The sequence below is a fragment of the Lysobacter sp. 1R34A genome (genome assembly GCF_051217035.1).
Taxonomy (GTDB): Bacteria; Pseudomonadota; Gammaproteobacteria; order Xanthomonadales; family Xanthomonadaceae; genus Lysobacter.
Genome location: NZ_JBPKJP010000087.1, coordinates 1 through 17,743, shown reverse-complemented (window position 1 = coordinate 17,743; position 17,743 = coordinate 1). Strand labels below are relative to the sequence as shown.

18 protein-coding genes are annotated in these 17,743 nt (G+C 66.9%); 12 read left to right on the top strand and 6 right to left on the bottom strand.

The window, feature by feature from the left end; translation table 11 throughout:
- The first annotated feature begins 250 nt into the window (after positions 1-250).
- From ACSAMQ_RS16325 to ACSAMQ_RS16300, 6 genes are all read left to right on the top strand, one after another.
- A complete protein-coding gene (locus tag ACSAMQ_RS16325; protein ID WP_435396667.1) occupies positions 251-661 on the top strand; it encodes a VOC family protein in 411 nt (136 codons plus the stop codon).
- A gap of 246 nt (positions 662-907) precedes the next feature.
- Positions 908-1,144 (top strand): hypothetical protein, encoded by a 237-nt coding sequence (locus tag ACSAMQ_RS16320; protein ID WP_435396666.1) that lies wholly within the window; start codon positions 908-910, stop codon positions 1,142-1,144.
- An 83-nt stretch (positions 1,145-1,227) separates the two neighbouring features.
- A complete protein-coding gene (locus ACSAMQ_RS16315) occupies positions 1,228-3,630 on the top strand; it encodes an ATP-binding cassette domain-containing protein (protein ID WP_435396665.1) in 2,403 nt (800 codons plus the stop codon).
- Between the two features lie 764 nt (positions 3,631-4,394).
- Complete coding sequence (locus ACSAMQ_RS16310; protein ID WP_435396664.1) at positions 4,395-5,006, top strand: rhodanese-like domain-containing protein; 612 nt, start codon at positions 4,395-4,397, stop codon at positions 5,004-5,006.
- A complete protein-coding gene (gene lepB / locus ACSAMQ_RS16305) occupies positions 5,003-5,509 on the top strand; it encodes a signal peptidase I (RefSeq protein WP_435396663.1) in 507 nt (168 codons plus the stop codon). The genes ACSAMQ_RS16310 and lepB overlap by 4 nt, the downstream gene beginning before the upstream one ends.
- 81 nt (positions 5,510-5,590) lie before the next feature.
- On the top strand, positions 5,591-6,205 hold the full coding sequence (locus tag ACSAMQ_RS16300) for a hypothetical protein (RefSeq protein WP_435396662.1): 615 nt from the start codon (positions 5,591-5,593) through the stop codon (positions 6,203-6,205).
- Between the two features lie 309 nt (positions 6,206-6,514).
- On the opposite strand, the gene ACSAMQ_RS16295 is transcribed toward ACSAMQ_RS16300, so the two are convergent.
- Complete coding sequence (locus ACSAMQ_RS16295; RefSeq protein ID WP_435396661.1) at positions 6,515-8,032, bottom strand: YifB family Mg chelatase-like AAA ATPase; 1,518 nt, start codon at positions 8,030-8,032, stop codon at positions 6,515-6,517.
- A gap of 8 nt (positions 8,033-8,040) precedes the next feature.
- Entirely contained in the window at positions 8,041-8,307 is a 267-nt protein-coding gene (gene ubiK / locus ACSAMQ_RS16290; protein ID WP_435396660.1) for a ubiquinone biosynthesis accessory factor UbiK, read from the bottom strand.
- A gap of 276 nt (positions 8,308-8,583) precedes the next feature.
- On the opposite strand from ubiK, the gene ACSAMQ_RS16285 reads away from it, so the two are divergent.
- On the top strand, positions 8,584-8,922 hold the full coding sequence (locus ACSAMQ_RS16285; protein ID WP_031371341.1) for a P-II family nitrogen regulator: 339 nt from the start codon (positions 8,584-8,586) through the stop codon (positions 8,920-8,922).
- Positions 8,923-9,013: 91 nt separating this feature from the next.
- Here the strand turns inward: ACSAMQ_RS16285 and ACSAMQ_RS16280 are convergent, their stop codons facing one another.
- The gene (locus tag ACSAMQ_RS16280) at positions 9,014-9,952 is read right to left on the bottom strand and encodes a LysR substrate-binding domain-containing protein (protein ID WP_435396659.1); all 939 of its coding nucleotides are present in this window, start codon (positions 9,950-9,952) and stop codon (positions 9,014-9,016) included.
- 157 nt (positions 9,953-10,109) lie between these two features.
- Here ACSAMQ_RS16280 and ACSAMQ_RS16275 point away from each other — a divergent pair, with 157 nt between their 5' ends.
- Positions 10,110-11,126 carry a YeiH family protein gene (locus ACSAMQ_RS16275; protein ID WP_435396668.1) on the top strand — a complete coding sequence of 339 codons (1,017 nt, stop codon included), beginning with the start codon at positions 10,110-10,112 and terminating at the stop codon, positions 11,124-11,126.
- Positions 11,127-11,231: 105 nt separating this feature from the next.
- Positions 11,232-11,765, top strand: coding sequence for a tetratricopeptide repeat protein (locus tag ACSAMQ_RS16270; RefSeq protein WP_435396658.1), 534 nt, complete (start codon positions 11,232-11,234; stop codon positions 11,763-11,765).
- A 137-nt stretch (positions 11,766-11,902) separates the two neighbouring features.
- Here the strand turns inward: ACSAMQ_RS16270 and speE are convergent, their stop codons facing one another.
- On the bottom strand, positions 11,903-12,754 hold the full coding sequence (speE, locus tag ACSAMQ_RS16265; RefSeq protein WP_435396657.1) for a polyamine aminopropyltransferase: 852 nt from the start codon (positions 12,752-12,754) through the stop codon (positions 11,903-11,905).
- Between the two features lie 308 nt (positions 12,755-13,062).
- On the opposite strand from speE, the gene speA reads away from it, so the two are divergent.
- The 3 genes from speA (at position 13,063) to ACSAMQ_RS16250 (ending at position 16,365) form a co-directional block, all read left to right on the top strand.
- Positions 13,063-14,952, top strand: coding sequence for an arginine decarboxylase (gene speA / locus ACSAMQ_RS16260; protein ID WP_435396656.1), 1,890 nt, complete (start codon positions 13,063-13,065; stop codon positions 14,950-14,952).
- A 3-nt stretch (positions 14,953-14,955) separates the two neighbouring features.
- Positions 14,956-15,213 carry a YciI family protein gene (locus ACSAMQ_RS16255; RefSeq protein ID WP_435396655.1) on the top strand — a complete coding sequence of 86 codons (258 nt, stop codon included), beginning with the start codon at positions 14,956-14,958 and terminating at the stop codon, positions 15,211-15,213.
- Between the two features lie 237 nt (positions 15,214-15,450).
- On the top strand, positions 15,451-16,365 hold the full coding sequence (locus ACSAMQ_RS16250; protein WP_435396654.1) for an NAD(P)-dependent oxidoreductase: 915 nt from the start codon (positions 15,451-15,453) through the stop codon (positions 16,363-16,365).
- A 133-nt stretch (positions 16,366-16,498) separates the two neighbouring features.
- Here the strand turns inward: ACSAMQ_RS16250 and ACSAMQ_RS16245 are convergent, their stop codons facing one another.
- Together ACSAMQ_RS16245 and ACSAMQ_RS16240 are read right to left on the bottom strand one after the other, a co-directional pair.
- On the bottom strand, positions 16,499-16,912 hold the full coding sequence (locus ACSAMQ_RS16245; RefSeq protein WP_435396653.1) for a hypothetical protein: 414 nt from the start codon (positions 16,910-16,912) through the stop codon (positions 16,499-16,501).
- Between the two features lie 399 nt (positions 16,913-17,311).
- Positions 17,312-17,743: SPOR domain-containing protein (locus tag ACSAMQ_RS16240; protein WP_435396652.1), on the bottom strand; the 432-nt coding region annotated here is incomplete at its 5' end.

Sequence of the window (17,743 nt, the reverse complement as noted above, 5' to 3'; positions counted from 1 at the left end):
GCGGCCAGGCGCGAACGCAGCCGGGCGCCGCGCTCGTCCCGACCCGGATCGCGGCTGGAGCCGGGGCGTTCGGTCCTGGTCATGGCGAGGCGGCCGAGTGCCGCGGCGGACACTCCGACCGCCTCGCGCGGGACGACCGCGCGAGGCCGCCGCAACCAAGCCGGGGCCGGATCGATCAGGAATCGAGAAGCGCCCGATCCGCACCGCACCTAGCATGACGGCTCCTATCCCAACCCACAGGACGACGGCCATGGACATCAGCATTCACGCGTGCTTCCTTCCGCACAACGACGCCGACGCGGCGATGAGTTTCTACCGCGACACCCTCGGCTTCGAAGTGCGCAAGGACGTCGCCTACGGCGGCATGCGCTGGATCACCGTCGGCCCGGTCGGCCAGCCCGCCACTTCGATCGTGCTGCACCCGCCGGCCGCGACTCCGGGCATCACCGACGAGGAGCGCCGCACCGTCGCCGAGATGATGGCCAAGGGCACCTACGCCATCATCACCCTGGCGACTCCCGATCTCGACGGCGCCTTCGCCCGGCTCGAAGCCGCCGGCGCCGACATCGTCCAGGAGCCGATCGACCAGCCCTACGGCGTGCGCGACTGTGCCGTGCGCGACCCGTCCGGCAACCTGATCCGCATCAACCAACTGGGCTGAGCCGCCAGGCGAGCGCAGCCATGATCCGCGGCGACTTCGTCCGCGCGACCTCGGACTTCGGTTCGAGCGTGGCGCGATCGTCGCCCGGGTTCATGCCCGCGCTCGCATGGCCCGGACGCCGCGATCATGCACCGATTCCAGCCGATCGAGCCTGTCCTCGATCGCCGCCGCACGCTTCCACCCGCGACCGAATCCGCCCGCCGGCACTCCGCCGGGCCGGGTGGCCGGTCTTCGAAGGAGGTTCTCGTGAACTGGAACAAATGGATTCGGCAGATCCACCGTTGGCTGTCGATGATCTTTACGGTGACCGTGATCGCGACTTTCATCGCCCTGGCACAGGAGCAGCCCATCGTCTGGGTATCCTACGTGCCGCTGGCGCCGCTCGCCCTGTTGCTGCTGTCCGGGCTGTATTTGTTCGCGTTGCCGTATGCGGGCAAGCGGTTCGGCAAACGCGGTGCGGCAGGCGATAAGCCGTTGTCGTAAACCGCGCACCGGATCCCTCGGGCGGCCGTCGGTCTGCGGCGGCCGCATCGCCGCCGCAGCCCCGCCCCACCGATGGAGACACGATGAGCAAGGCCACGAGGAAGCACCCGCCGTCGTCGGCGCCGCACGCGGCCGACCGCCACGACCTGATCCGCGTGCAGGGCGCGCGCGTGAACAACCTCAAGGACCTCAGCGTCGAACTGCCGAAGCGCCGGCTGACCGTGTTCACCGGCGTGTCCGGGTCCGGCAAGAGCTCGCTGGTATTCGGCACCATCGCCGCCGAATCGCAGCGCCTGATCAACGAGACCTACAGCGCCTTCGTGCAAGGCTTCATGCCGACGATGGCGCGGCCCGACGTCGACGTGCTCGACGGCCTGACCACCGCGATCATCGTCGACCAGGAGCGCATGGGCGCCAACGCCCGCTCCACCGTCGGCACCGCCACCGACGCCAACGCGATGCTGCGCATCCTGTTCAGCCGTCTCGGCAAACCGCACATCGGTTCGCCCAACGCCTTCTCCTTCAATGTCGCCTCGGTGCAGGCGGTCGGCGCGATCACGGTCAAGGGCGAGACCAAGCGCCAGACCTTCAACCGCACCGGCGGCATGTGCCCGCGTTGCGAGGGCATGGGCCGGATCTCCGACATCGACCTGACCCAGCTGTACGACGACAGCAAGTCGATCAACGAAGGCGCGATCACCATCCCCGGCTACAGCATGGACGGCTGGTACGGCCGCATCTTCAACGGTTGCGGTTTCTTCGACCCCGACAAGCCGATCCGCAAGTTCAGCAAGAAAGAGCTGCACGACCTGCTGCACAAGGAACCGACCAAGATCAAGGTCGACGGCATCAACCTGACCTACACCGGCTTGATCCCGCAGATACAGAAGTCGTTCCTGTCCAAGGACGTCGACGCCCTGCAGCCGCACATCCGCGCCTTCGTCGAGCGGGCCACGACCTTCAGCGCCTGTCCCGACTGCGGCGGCACCCGTCTCAGCGCCGAGGCGCGCTCGTCGAAGATCGGCAAGGTCAACATCGCCGACGCCTGCGCGATGCAGATCAGCGATCTCGCCGAGTGGGTGCGCGGCCTCGAGGAACCGTCGGTCGCGCCGCTGCTCGCCAAGCTGCTGCATACCCTGGACTCGTTCGTCGAGATCGGCCTGGGCTATCTGTCGCTGGACCGGCCCTCGGGCACCCTGTCCGGCGGCGAAGCGCAACGCACCAAGATGATCCGCCACCTCGGTTCGTCGCTGACCGACGTCACCTACGTCTTCGACGAGCCCACCATCGGCCTGCACCCGCACGACATCCAGCGCATGAACGAGTTGCTGCTGCAGTTGCGCGACAAGGGCAATACGGTGCTCGTGGTCGAACACAAGCCGGAGGCGATCGCGATCGCCGACCACGTCGTCGACCTCGGCCCGGGCGCCGGCTCGGCCGGCGGCCGGGTCTGTTACGAGGGCAGCGTCGAGGGCCTGCGCGCCAGCGACACCCTGACCGGCCGTCATCTCGACGACCGCGCGTCGCTCAAGCCGAGCGTGCGCAAGGCCAAGGGTCAGCTGAATATCCGCGGCGCCAGCAAACACAACCTGCGCAAGGTCGACGTGGATATTCCGCTCGGCGTGCTGTGCGTGATCACCGGCGTGGCCGGCTCGGGCAAGAGCTCGCTGGTGCACGGCTCGCTGCCGGCCGACGAGGCCGTAGTGTCGGTCGACCAGGGCGCGATCCGCGGCTCGCGCCGCAGCAACCCGGCGACCTACACCGACCTGCTCGAACCGATCCGCAAGGCCTTCGCCAAGGCCAACGGCGTCAAGCCGGCCTTGTTCAGCGCCAACTCCGAAGGCGCCTGCCCGACCTGCAACGGCGCCGGCGTGATCTACACCGACCTGGCGACGATGGCCGGCGTCGCGACCACCTGCGAGGACTGCGAAGGCAAGCGCTTCGAAGCCTCGGTGCTGAAATACAAATTCGGCGGCCGCGACATCAGCGAAGTGCTGGCGATGCCGGTCAGCGAAGCCGAAGCCTTTTTCGGCGGCGGCAAGGCGCATACGCCGGCCGCGCACGCCATCCTGCAGCGACTGGTCGATGTCGGCCTGGGTTACCTCAGCCTGGGCCAGCCGCTGACCACTTTGTCCGGCGGCGAACGCCAGCGCCTCAAGCTCGCCACCCATATGGCCGAGAAGGGCGGCATCTACATCCTCGACGAACCGACCACCGGCCTGCACCTCGCCGACGTCGAACAACTGCTCGGCCTGCTCGACCGCCTGGTCGACTCCGGCAAGTCCGTCATCGTCATCGAGCACCACCAGGCGGTGATGGCGCATGCCGACTGGATCATCGACCTGGGCCCCGGCGCCGGCCACGACGGCGGACGCATCGTCTTCGAAGGCACCCCGGCCGAACTGGTCAAGGCCAAGTCGACCTTGACCGGCCAGCATCTGGCGGATTACGTCGGCGCAACGGCCAAGTCGAAGAAGAAAGCTTGAGCCGGGATCTTTGGCCCGAGTTAGCGCGCGTGGTGGAGCTTGAGGCGTAAGCAAGCTTCGGGCATTCCAAGATCTGAGAGCTATCGGTCGCTCGCCGCAATCGATAGCTTGCCACCAGAGGCGCATATCAGGCGGTTGATACTTCTCGAACGAATGAGCTGATTCTGGATGCATGTCCGACGGCGTCGCTTCCGATATCAGTCGAACGATGACGAAGACTGGTTGAATGTGTTCGAGTATCTATTAATTCGACACCAGTGTGTGTTTCTCTATCCCAAGTCGAGTGGGAATATCTATTAGATTTCTTGCGACTTCTCGGCGAATTTTACGGGTCTATTATCGCTCTCGATTTTCGGGGCTGGTGTGCCTTGACGACCGCACGCAGCTTGCTGTATTCGACTGATTCTCCGGTTCGTGATCGGGGACTAGTAGGCAAGCTTGGCAGGTTGTTCATTGCCTGCCGTCATCATCGACAAGGAGTGGTTATGAACCTTAAATCTGTAGCAATAACTTTAGGCTTGGCCGTCGCAGCGTTCGTATCGGTAGGCGCCGTGACTAGCACGGCGGAAGCCTGTCATATTTGTACCGGTGTCGGGACCAGTACGGCAGAGTGTCGATATGTAAGGTATCCGTATGGGTACTCGCACTGCACAGTCCGCACCGACCACGGGTCCACTACCTGTCAAAATGGCGATGACTGTTGATTGATCCTATAGCTCGCAGTTGGCCGGCATTGCTCGGCCGGCTGCGAGATCGCATCGCCAATGCAAGCGATCAACCTTTCCGAGTCATACAATATGAGCCGTTGGCAGTTGATCCACAAAGTACTGAACGCTGCATTTGTCGGCGCTATTGGGTTTGCACTCGCTTCGTTGCCGCTTGATTATATCGATGCGGCCGAGGGATTGGCCGAGAAGGCAATCAGCGCAGAGATCGCCAAAGAGAACATCCTCACTCTCACTGGCGACGATGTAGAGAGTGTCAGCGCCGAGCAATTTATCCGCAAGTACCGCGACCGTGCGCTGAATGTCGTCGACCTGAGAACAGAAGAAAAATATTCCGAGGGTCATATAGTTGGTGCTGTGAATATCTCAGAAGATAGGATGGATCGTCACGCGCTGACCATATTTGATAAGAACGCTGAAGTGTATATTTTCTGTAACTATAACCCGTCATGTGAGATTGGTGACGCAGGCCATGGCGTTTTGTCGCGCTGCAAGCGCGTGGCGCAAAAGTTCAAGTTCCATCATGGCTATCGAAACGCGATTCTTGTCAGGGCGAATCTTAGGGATCTGACGGCAGCGGGTGTGGCCGTCACCGGGCGACAGCAAGCGATCTTGGCGGCCAAGAGCTCACACAAGATCGTACAGCCTTGAAGTTGGCAAGCAAATTCGCCTTATGCCTTCTGCCTTTAGCGGCGGGTGCTGCATTGGCCCTGTTCTTTAAAGTCATGAGAGTCGATCTGGAGTCGATGTCGCCTACCATACGTCGCGGCGACCTCGTACTCGTCGCAAGGATCAATGAAGGCATTGGGGAGGAAGGTGGAGATCGGGACAGTATCGTCGTTGCCCTCCAGCAAGAGAAGTACATTGTTAAACAGTTGATTGCGATTGCAGGCGATGTCGTGGAAACCCGGGAACGAGGGCAGGTATTCGTCAACTCCAGATTTTTTCCGACATTTGCGGCGCCGAGACCTACGGCTGACCGGAAACGAACAATCACGCGTGTTCGCGTGCCTGCGGGCTATGTGTTCGTCATCGGCGACAATAGCTACAAATCCGTGGACTCCCGGAGCTTTGGCGTAATTCCTGTCCGCTCGATAAAGGGACGCGTGCTCCTAGGATGGCGACCATCACTGTCTCTTCCGAGAGCCCACTAAAGACGGCCGGAGTAAAGAATGAAAAAGTATCGATCTCTAAGTCACCCAAATAACGACCGCGTTGCTAGCAGGGCGAGGGGCATGGCCCATGCAGTGTTCGCGGGACTTAGCCTTTTGTGCGTCGTCTGCGCGGGGTGCGAAAAGAAGGCCGATTTGCAGGCGGATGCTCGTGGACAGAGCACAGAGAACGATTCGGCGGTGAAAGCGGCGGAGGCTGCGCCCAATGAGGCAGTCGCCGGGAAAGCCCCGGCTAAGCAAGACGAACTCAGGAGCCTGGCTCCGACTTCGGCAGTGGCTGCCGCTGAGCGCGACGCCAACAGAAAGGCGTTGGATTTGCTGGCGGACGACATCAGGGCGGGGCGCGCCGGGTCGGACGAAGTTCGCGACCTTGAGCGCCTGTTTTCGCAAGAGCAACGCGACGAAGCATGGGCTTCGTCGTCCGAATACACCATATCCAATGTGGTCGCCAATCTGAGTAAAAAATATGGCCCGGGTCTGGAAATTGCCAAGGTCGAATGTCGACAGACCCTGTGCGAAGTGCAGGCGGTCAACCGCAGCGGCGTCGGCGGATCGCAGCTCGATTGGAACAGGGCCTATCTGCAGCTCAAGCAGAGCCTAAAGTCCTCGAACAGTCAGACCTTGATGCGGCCGCTGCCGCACGGCCGAGTGGTGTATCACACCTACATCATCCGATAGCGATCGCTCAGCGAGGTTTGCGATCGATGCAATCGCCCGACACGGCCAAGGCGCGATGAGCCGATTGCTGGGAGGAGCCAACGCGGCGTGCCCCATGTGCGTGCGTGCCCAATGCCGGCGGGGCGCTGGCAGCACTGAGGCATAAAGTGTTGCCGCAGGCGTCTCGGGCAAATAGTGCGACCCGCGGTTAGGCCAAGTTCGCCTGGGACTATGTCGTTAGACGCTTCGTAGGGGCCTCGTGGTCGCCGTGGTGCTGTCTAGGGCCGATCGGCTGCCGCGAGTCAGCCACAATCCTTTTTCCAGCCGTGGCTAAACACTAACGTCCCGCTCCCCCCGCCGATACCCGATCGCCTCGGTCAAATGCGCCGTGGCGATGTGCGGGCTCTCGGCGAGGTCGGCGATGGTGCGGGCGACCCGCAGGATGCGGTGCATCGAGCGCGCCGAAAGCTGCAAGGCGTCGACGGCGCGTTCGAGCAGTGCATGGTCGGAGGCGCCGATGGCGCAGGTCGCCGTGGTCTCGGTCTGGCTGAGTTGCGAGTTGCTCTTGCCGCTGCGCGCCGCTTGACGTTGGCGCGCAGCGACGACGCGCTCGCGGATGGCGGCGCTGCTTTCGCCGCAGGGCTGGTCGGGGCGCAGCGCCGAGGACGGCAGGCGGGGCACTTCGATGTGCAGGTCGATGCGGTCGAGCAAGGGCCCGGAGATGCGCGCGCGGTAACGGCGGATCGCTTCGCCGGCGCAACGGCAGCGCCCGCTGCTGTCGCCGGCCCAGCCGCAGGGGCAGGGGTTCATCGCCGCCACCAGTTGGAAGCGCGCCGGGAATTCGGCGCTGCGCGCGGCGCGCGAGACCGTGACCACGCCGGACTCCAGCGGCTCTCGCAGCACTTCCAGGGCGCGCCGTTCCCACTCGGGCAGTTCGTCGAGAAACAGCACACCCTGATGGGCCAGCGAAATCTCGCCGGGACGCGGATCGGCGCCGCCGCCGACCAGGGCGACCGCGCTGGCGGTGTGGTGCGGCGAGCGGAACGGGCGTTCGCGCCAGCGTGCGGGATCGAGGCCATGGCCATGCGCGCCGCCGGCGACCGAGGCGATCGCGGCGGTCTCCAGCGCTTCTTCCTCGCTGGCCTCGGGCAGCAGGCCGGGCAGGCGCGAGGCGAGCAGGGTCTTGCCGCAGCCGGGCGGGCCGATCAGCAACAGGTGGTGACCGCCCGCGGCGGCGATTTCGAGCGCGCGCCGCGCCTGCGCCTGGCCGCGCACATCGCGCATGTCGAGGCCGGGCGGTCGCAACAGCGGCGCGGCCTGGGCCTGCGGCAGTTCGGCCTGGCCGCACAGCATGGCGCAGACTTCGAGCAGGGTGCGGCCGGTGCGCGCTTCGACGCGGCTGGCGAGCGCGGCTTCGGCGCCGTTGCCGGCCGGCACGATCAGGCGGCGCCCGAGCGCGGCGACCGCGAGCGCGGCCGGCAGCACGCCGTCGATCGCCCGCAACTCGCCGGTCAGACCGAGCTCGCCGAGGAATTCGTATTCGTTGAGCGCTTCGAGCGGGACCTGCCCGCTCGCGGCGAGGATGCCCAGGGCGATGGCGAGATCGTAGCGGCCGCCGTCCTTCGGCAGGTCGGCCGGGGCCAGGTTGACGGTGATGCGGCGCTGCGGAAATTCGAACTGCGCGCACTGGATCGCGGCGCGGACCCGGTCCTTGGCTTCGCGCACCGCCGCTTCGGGCAGGCCGACGATCGACATGCTCGGCAGCCCGCCGCCGAGGTGGACCTCGACCCGGACCGCGGGCGCACGGACGCCCGATCGCGCACGGCTGTGCACGAGTGCCAGGTTCATGGCGGGGCTCAGTGCTGGGGCGTGGAAGCGTCGTCGAGTTGCGCTTCGAGCTCGGCGACGGTGCGCTGGAGCTCGTCGAGCTTTTCGCGGGTGCGCAGCAACACCGCGCGCTGGACTTCGAACTCCTCGCGGGTGACCAGCTCGAGCTTGGACAGGCCGGTCTGCAGTACGGACTTGAAGTTCTGCTGTATTTCCTCGCGGCTCTCGCGCAAGCCCGGGGGAAGCAGCGAGCTGAGGCGGCGGGCGAGGTCGTCGATGTAGTTCAGGTCGATCATGTGGGGAAAGCTCCTCCGGCAATGGGGTCAGCTTGACCGCCGGACCGGGACCGCGCCGTCGGCCGGAGCCGTGGCGGGTTGTCGGAAAAGTCCGAAGTGGATGACGCGGTCACTACATCACGGCGCCGGCGAGGCTCGCAAGCGCTTTGTCCTCATCGTCCAACGCAGCGCGCGGAGACGGTGTGAACGCCGTCCGACGGGCGGCGTGACCCGCGTCGGACCTAGGTCGCGACGCCGTGGCACGTTATCCTTCGCCCGATTGCGAGGAGATCGACGATGAAGATGGTCATGGCGGTGATCAAGCCGTTCAAGCTCGACGACGTGCGCGAGGCGCTGGCCGAGGCCGGCGTGGCCGGGATCACCGCGACCGAGGTCAAGGGCTTCGGGCGCCAGAAGGGGCATACCGAGCTGTATCGCGGCGCCGAGTACGTGGTCGATTTCCTGCCCAAGATCAAGCTCGAAGTCGCGGTGACCGACGACCAGGTCGACACCGTGGTCGAGGCGATCATGAAGGCGGCCGGCACCGGCAAGATCGGCGACGGCAAGATCTTCGTCTGGGATCTCGAACGCGCGGTGCGCATCCGCACCGGCGAAATGGACGGCGACGCGCTGTAAGCGAAGCCCGGCTGGGGTTGCCGGCGCGGCTGCGATGCGTCGCTGCGGCCATCCCGGCCGCGAACCGACGATCGTTCAGGCTGAACGCCAGCTAGCGGCGTCGAACCGGCTTGCGCGCGTGCAACGCGGGGCCCGCGGCCCCGCCCTGATCGAGAAAGGCCTGCAGCGCCGGCGCGCGCGGGCGATTGACCAGTTCCAGGCGATACAGCGGGCGGGTCATCGACCCGTCTTCGTCGAGTTTGATCGTGCGCACCCGCCGCATGGTGACCAGGTCGGCGACCACGGTTTCCGGCAACAGGGCGATGCCGGCGTCGGCGGCGACCGCGTGCGCGATCGCTTCGTTGCTGCCGATCTCGATCACCCGCGCCGGGGCGATGCCGCGCGCGGCGAACAGCGATTGCGCGACCTGGCGCGTGCCCGAGCCTTGTTCGCGCACCAGCCAGGTCTGGCGCGCGAGTTCGGCCAGGGACGGACGACGCCTGGCGCCCAGGGGGCTGTCGGCGGCGGCGATCAGGCGTAAAGGCTCGCTGCGCCATAGCGTGGACTGGATGCGCGCATCCTCGACCGCGCCTTCGACGAAACCGACGTCCACCCGGCAATCGACTACTGCGCGGCTGATTTGCTCGGTGTTGCCGACCACCAGTTCGACGGTCAGCCCGGCATGGCGGCGCACGAACGGGCCGAGGCTCTGCGGCAGCCAGTACGCCGCCACCGTGGTGCTGGCGCCGATGCGCAGGCTGCCCTGGCGCAGTTCGACCCGGTCGCGCACGTCCTCGCTGGCGATGCGTTCCAGGGCGAAGATCGCCCGCGCATGTTCGAACACCGCGCGGCCGTGATCGGTCAGTTGCACGCCGCGCACCGCCTTGGCGTCGGCGCCGCCGCGTTCGATCAGCGGCAGGTCGAGCTGGTGTTCGAGTTCGCGCACCGCTTTCGACACCGCCGACTGGCTGACGAACAAGGCCTCGGCCGCGCGCGAAAAGCTCTGTTGCTCGACCACGGTCAGGAACACGCGCAACAGGTGCAGGTTCATGGCATGAGCTCAGTTCATGGATACTTGAATTATATGTATTGGACTCCCCGGACGCGCGGGCCTACCTTGGCGCCGCTTTCGACCTGCCGCTGCCCTGGAGTTCGCCGCCGTGTCCGTGCTGAACCCGTCTTCGCCCGCCGCCTCCCCGCAACCGGGCCTGGCCCGTCCGCCGGGATTGTGGACGGGGCTGGCGCTGGTGGCGGCGATCGCCGCAACGGCGATGGCGCTGGCCTCGCTGCCGGCCCTGCAGGCCTGGGGGCTGAGCGCGCTGACCTTGGCGATCGTGCTCGGCATCGCCGTCGGCAACAGCGTCTTCCCCGCGCTCGCTTCCGCCGCCGGCAGCGGCGTGGACTTCAGCAAGGGCAGCCTGTTGCGGCTCGGCATCGTCCTGTACGGCTTCCGGGTGACCTTCCAGGAGATCGCCGGGGTCGGCGTGGCCGGCTTGGCGATCGATGTGGTCGTGGTCGCCGGCGTGTTCGGCCTGGCGACCTGGCTGGGCACGCGTTGGCTCAAGCTCGACCGCGAGACCTCGATGCTGATCGGTGCCGGCAGCGCGATCTGCGGCGCCGCCGCGGTGATGGCGGCCGAGCCAGTGGTGCACGCACAGGCGCACAAGGTGTCGGTCGCGGTCGCCACCGTGGTGGTGTTCGGCACCCTCGGCATGTTCGTCTACCCGGTGCTTTACCCTTACCTGGGGCTCAGCGAACACGCCTACGGCGTCTATGCGGGCTCGACCATCCACGAAGTCGCCCAGGTGGTCGTCGCCGGCCGCGCGGTCGGCGAATCCGCGGCCTCGGCGGCGGTGATCGAGAAAATGCTGCGGGTGATGCTGCTGGCGCCGTTCCTGCTGCTGCTGTCCTCGCGGATCGGCGCCGCGCCGGGCGCGGCGAAGTCGAAGATCGTGGTGCCCTGGTTCGCGCTGTGGTTCGTCGCGGTCAGCGGTTTCAACTCGCTGCACCTGCTGCCGGAGCCGTGGAAGGCGGCGATCGTGCAGATCGACACCGTGCTGCTGGCGATGGCGATGGCCGCGCTGGGCTTGCGCACGCAGGCCGGCGCGGTCCGCCAGGCCGGCCCGAAACCGATGCTGCTCGCCGCGGTGCTGTTCGCCGTGCTGACCGTCGGCGGCTACGGTTTGAATGTCGGCATGGCGACGTTGTTCGGCGCGGCGGCCTGACGGCCGGATCGGCCCGCCTGCGGTACGCCGAAAGCACCCTCAGCGCAGAAGCGGAGGCCTGCCCCCAGCTGATATGGTTCGGTTTCCAACAGGGGGAAGCGTTGCATGAAGGCACACATAATGACGGCGATGGCCGTGGTTCTTTTCGGCTGTGGCATCGGCGCGAGCCAGGCGGCGAAGAAGTCGCAGCCCACGGCCGCGACGTACCGCCAGAAGGCGCCGGAAGCGGCGGCCAAGGCGCTGCTGGAGTTCGCGCTGGTGCAGGCCGGCAAGAACGGTAGCTGGGAGCGGATCGGCGCGGGCCGGGTGTATTACCTCGGCGGTCTGAAGCCGCAGGGGCAGTCGGTGTTCGATGCGATTCTCTCGGGCAAGCACGAGGACAGCGATGTGTATCGCATCGCGCGCGTATACGCCGAAGCCGGCGAGTGGACGAAGGCGAAGCCGCTGTTCGACCGCTTCATCGCCAGCAACCACGACGATGCCAAGGCGCATGCCGAGGTCGGGGCGCACTATCTATTGCAGGGCGACCGCGCGACCGCGGAACGGATGTTCGATCGGGCGTTCGAGCTGGAGGACGACAACCCCTGGATCACCGAGTACGTCGCCGGCGCCTATCTCGGGGTGAGGCCGCAGGAGTAAAGCGTCGCCGATCCGCGAAGAACGGTTGGCCGCCGAGCGCGACACGAAGCGGATTGCATGCACAAAAAAGCCCCGCGCGAGCGGGGCTTTTCTTTTCTCGACCGACGCCAGGCGCGGGTCGACGCGCCGCGCGGGCCTTATTCGCCCAGGGCCTCGGCCACGAAGGCCGGGGTCGACAGCGCGCCGCGGTGGATGCCGGCGTTGTAGTACTTGCTGGCGAAGGTCTTGGCCTGGGCGTCGGCTTCGCGGAATTCGAAATCCCCGCCCTTGCGCGCCAGGGTGCAGCTCCACCAGCCGGTCGGGTAGCACGGCTGCGGGAAGGGCAGGGTCTTGAAGGTCTTGAAGCCCGCCTTGCCCATCTCGGTGCGCATTTCCTTGATCAGCTCGATCAGCATCAGCGGCGATTCGGACTGCTGGACCAGGATGCCGTCCTCGCGCAGAGCGCGGAAGCAGCTGTCGTAGAAGGCCTTGTTGAACAAGCCTTCGGCCGGGCCGACCGGGTCGGTGGAGTCGACGATGATCAGGTCGACGCTGTCGGGCGCGCGATTGGCCATGTAGGCGATGCCGTCGTCGAACAGCAGTTGCGCGCGCGGGTCGTCGTTGCGGTCGCACAGTTCCTGGAACCACTTTTCGGCCATGCGGGTGACCTGCTCGTCGATGTCGCACTGCACGGCCTCGGTCACGCCGTCGTGCTTGAGCACTTCGCGCAGGGTGCCGCAGTCGCCGCCGCCGATGATGACGACGTTCTTCGGCGCGCGATGGGTGAACAGCGCCGGGTGCGACATCATCTCGTGGTACAGGAAGTTGTCGCGCGTGGTCAGCATCACCGCGCCGTCGATCAACATCAGGTTGCCCCAGTCGGTCGTCTCGAAGATCTCGATCTTCTGGAACGGCGACTGGACCTCGTCGAGCTTGCGGGTGACGCGGTAGCCGATGGACGAGCCGGTCGGCTCGAAGTTTTCGTAGTGCCACGTCGGTTCGGTAGTCATGCCGTTGCTTCCTGGTAAGGCCGTGCGGATTGGGTGTGCTGCGTGGAGCGGCGCCGGGCGCCGCTGCCGCGGGATCGCTGGATCGGGCCGGCGCGGGCGCGCCTGGGCCGGCAGCGGGTTTCGGGAACCTGGCTTTTCGGGGCCGGGGGCGCGGATTGTAGCGGACCCATATGAAACGGACTGTATGAACGCAGGTCGCGATCGGCCCGGGTTTGCCGATCCGGCCGGCCCCCGGCGCCCGCGCCCGGTCCCCTCCGGGGATGCGGCCTGTAGAATGCGTGTTCCCCACACTGTCCGGTAACACGCCGATGTCCGACTGGTCGCTCGATCAGGCCCGCAAGACCTACTCGATCCCCCACTGGTCCGAAGGATATTTCGACATCGATGCGGCCGGCCGGATCGCGGTGAGCCCGCGCGGCGAGCGCGGCCCGACCGTGGCGCTGCCCGAGGTGGTCGATGCCGCCCGCGCGGCCGGCGCCAAGCTGCCCATGCTGGTGCGCTTCCCGGACATCCTCGGCGACCGCCTCGGCAAGCTGCAGAGCGCGTTCGCCCAGGCGATGCGCGACTGGGACTACGCCGGCGGCTACACCGCGGTGTATCCGATCAAGGTCAACCAGCACCAGGGCGTGGCCGGCACGCTGGCCTCGCACGCCGGCGAAGGCTTCGGCCTGGAAGCGGGCAGCAAGCCCGAGCTGATGGCGGTGCTGGCGCTGAGCCGGCCCGGCGGCCTGATCGTCTGCAACGGCTACAAGGATCGCGAGTACATCCGCCTGGCCCTGATCGGCCGCAAGCTCGGCATGGAGACCTACATCGTCGTCGAGAAGCCGTCCGAGCTGCAGGTGGTGTTCGAGGAAGCCAAGGCGCTCGGGGTGAAGCCGGGCCTAGGCGTGCGCATGCGGCTGGCCTCGCTCGGCGCCGGCAAGTGGCAGAACAGCGGCGGCGACAAGGCCAAGTTCGGCCTGAGCCCGCGCCAGGTGCTGGACTTGTGGAAGCAGCTGCGCGACAACGGCCTGCAGGATTGCCTGGGCCTGCTGCATTTCCACATGGGCTCGCAGATCTCCAACGTGCGCGACATCGCCAACGGCATGCGCGAGGCGACCCGCTATTTCGTCGAACTGTCCAAGCTCGGCGCCAACGTGCGCTACATGGACGTCGGCGGCGGCCTCGGCATCGACTACGAAGGCACCCGTTCGCGCAGCTATTGCTCGATCAACTACGGCGTCAACCAGTACGCTTCGAACATCATCCAGCCGCTCGCCGAGGCCTGCCAGGAATACGGCCTGACCCCGCCGCGCCTGGTCACCGAATGCGGCCGCGCGATGACCGCGCACCACGCGGTGCTGGTCGCCAACGTCTCGGAGATCGAGGAGGCGCCGGAAGGCCGCGTGCCGCCGGCCCACGACGACGAGCCGGCGGTGATCCGCCACTTGCGCGAGATCCACGACGAGCTCGACCAGCGCCCGGCGGTGGAGCTGTTCCACGAGGCCCAGCACCACCACGGCGAGGGCTTGTCGCTGTATGCGCTCGGCCAGATCGACCTGACCCATCGCGCGCGCATCGACGATCTGTTCTATGCGATCGCGCATGCGGTGCGCGCGCGCCTGGACGGCAGCGAGAAGAGCCATCGCGACCTGCTCGACGAGTTGAACGAACGCCTCGTCGACAAGTACTTCGTCAATTTCAGCGTGTTCGAATCGATGCCGGACGTGTGGGCGATCGACCAGGTGTTCCCGATCGCGCCGATCGAGCGCCTGAACGAAGCGCCGGACCGGCGCGGCGTGATCGCCGACCTGACCTGCGACTCGGACGGCAAGATCGACACCTACGTCGAGAACGAAGGCCTGGACACTTCCTTGCCGCTGCATGCCCTAAAGCCGGGCGAGAGCTATCGCCTGGGCTTCTTCCTGGTCGGCGCCTACCAGGAAATCCTCGGCGACATCCACAACCTGTTCGGCGACACCGACGCGGTCGAAGTGCGCGTGGACGGCGACGGCTACCGCCTCGCCCAGCAGCGGCGCGGCGATACCACCGACGTCATGCTCGACTACGTCGGCTACAAGCTGGCCGACTTGCGCGAGGCGTATCGCAGCAAGGTCGCCGCGGCCAACCTGCCGGCCGAGGAGGCGCGCCGTCTCGACGAGGCGCTGGAAACCGGTCTGACCGGCTACACCTATCTCGACGACGCACCGCTGGCCTGAACGATGACGACGAACCGCTATCTGGTCATGGCCATGCGCCTGCCGCAATTCGATACGGCGCAGATCGGGCCGCACCGGGATTTCCTCGATGAATTGCGCGGGCAGGGCCGGCTGGAGCTGGCCGGCGGCTTCGGCGACAAGAGCGGCGGCGCTTACGTACTGCGCGCATCGGACCTCGACGAAGCCCGGGTGATGGCGTTCCGCGACCCGCTGCACCTGAGCGGGTCGTCGCGGATCGACGTCTACGAATGGCAGGTCTGAGCCCGGTCTGAGCGTGCAGGTCGGGCGGCGCAAGCCGGGTTCACTGCGCGTGGCTTGGCGCGTTCAGGCAGCAGGGGACCCCGGAGACCCAGACTGGGACGCATCGACGTCGCCCGGCCGCGCCGGTCGCACGGGCGGGCGGGATCGCGGTACTGTCCACAGCCGATCGGGCGGTACGCCGACGGCGGCATCATGGTTTTTTTGCAATATCAGCGCCCGAACGGGCAGAAGGTCGAAATGAAAGCAGGGGTTATTGGTCTGGGAGCCATGGGCGCGCCGATGGCGCGTTACGTGCATAGCAAGGGCGTGCTGACCGCGGTCGGCAACCGGACGCAGGCCAAGGCCGATGCGCTGGCCTCGGAGCTGGACGTACGCGCCGCCCGCTCGGCGGCCAATTTCGCCGACTGCGATCTGGTCGTGCTGTGCGTGTCGCTCGACGCCGACGTGCTGGAAAACGTCGCGGCCCTGGCCGAAGTGCTCAAGCCCGGCGCGATCGTGGTCGACCATTCCACGGTGTCGGTCGAAACCGCGCGCCGCGCCGCCGCCTTGCTGGCGGTGCACGACATCGGCTTCCTCGATGCGCCGGTGTCCGGCGGCGTCGAAGGCGCGCGCAACGGCAAGCTGTCGATCATGGTCGGCGGCGACGAAGCCCAGCTCGAACGCGTGCGCGGCGTGATCGACGCTTATGCCGCACGCATCACCCACATGGGCGCGACCGGCGCCGGCCAGGCGACCAAAGCCATCAACCAGATCCTGGTCGCCGGCATCAACGAGGCGGTCTGCGAAGGCCTGGCGCTCGGCGAGAAGCTCGGCTTGGATCCGGAGCGCCTGCTGCCGACCCTGATGGCCGGCGCAGCCAGCAACTGGTTCCTCGACAAGCGCGGCGCGACCATGCTGCGCGACGAGTTCGCGCCCGGCTTCAAGTGCCTGCACATGCTCAAGGACCTGCGCATCGTCCAGGGCATCGCCCGCGACAGCGGCATCCGCACCCAGACCATCGACCAGGCCGTGGCCGATTACGCCGAGCTGATCGAACGCGGTTACGGCGAGTCGGACACCTCGGCCCTGATCGCGCTCAAGCGCGTGCGGCCGGTGGCGGCGGTCGAAGCCACGGACCCGGCCCCGGACAGCGCGGCCAGCCTCGAAGCCTGAGCGCGAGCCCGGGGTTCAGCGAACCACGAAAACCCGCCCGCGGCCGCGTGCGGGTTTTTTTGTTGCGTCGCAGATGCGGCCGTCGCGTCGCGGCGATGCGAGCGCGCGACGCGAGGGCTGAACGCAGGGCCGCTTAGCGCGCGGCCGGCCGGTCGCGCCGTTGCGCGATTCGCTCGCCGAGAATCGCGCCGGCGAAAGCGGCGACGACGGTCAGGACGATGGCGACCGCGTTGTAGCGCAGCGCGCCGGCCAGCGAGCGCATCGGCAGCGGGCTATCAGGTAGGGCCATCGAGACGACCGTCCACAGGGTCAGCACCCACATCGCCACCATCAGCAGCAGGGCGATCCAGCGGAAATGCGCATGGCGCGCGATCGCGCCGCCGACGCCCATGGCGATCAAGGCTCCGAACACGTCGAGCAGCGGGATCGCGCCGGCGCCGGTCTCGATCGTCTGGCTGGCGTCCAGGCCGAGGAACTTGATGAAAATGCCGAACAACAACAGCACGCCTGCCGCACTCAGGCAGCCCAGAAGAATGCGCTTGTCCATCCGATCCCCAACGACTACGTAGCGGCCGCAGTCTACTTCGGCGCCGTCGCGACGCAGGGTGACCGGCGTCGCGCTGTGGCCGGGCGCGCTGCCGGAAGGTGGCGCTGCGCCGACGCGCGGTGACGCGGTACGGCAATCTTTGCCGGCGGTTCGCGCCTGGTGACGGCAGACGCGGCGGACGCATCCATTGCGGCTGCAGCCGCGCGCGGTTGCGAGCGCCGGTTGAATCGCGCGTAGTCCGGCCGGCCACCGACTGCGCGAGCACGCGCACGGCTTGCGTAGGCGATCGACCCTGGCGGCAGAGGCCGCGCGCCATCGATCCTGTCGAATGAAACCGCGGCCAATAAAAAGGCCGGGCTTGCGGCCCGGCCTTTTCGCATGTCCCGCGGCGACGCAGGCTTACTGCACCTTTATCGCCATGCCGGGCAGTCCGCCGTCGGCGAGCTTGCGTTTGGCGTCGGCCAGGTCGCTGGCGGTGCCGTAGGGCCCCATGCGCACGCGGTACACGGTCTTGCCGCTGATCTGCGCCGATTCGACCCGCGCGCCGAGGCCGAGCATCGCGATCTTGGCCTTCATCTCCTCGGCCTGTCCCGAAGCCTGGAAGGCGCCGGCCTGGAGCAGGTAGCGGGTGTTGTCGTTGAGCACGGCGGCCGGCTTGGCGTTGCCCTGGGTCGCGGCAACGGCCGGCGGCTTGGGCGTGACCGAGCTGCTCTGCGGAGGCGTCGCGCTGGCGACCTGGACCGGCGGCGCGGCCGGACGGGTCGGCTCGGCCGCGATGGTGTCGACCGGCCTAGGCAGGCTGACGGCGGTCGCGGTGCCGGTCAAGGCGGC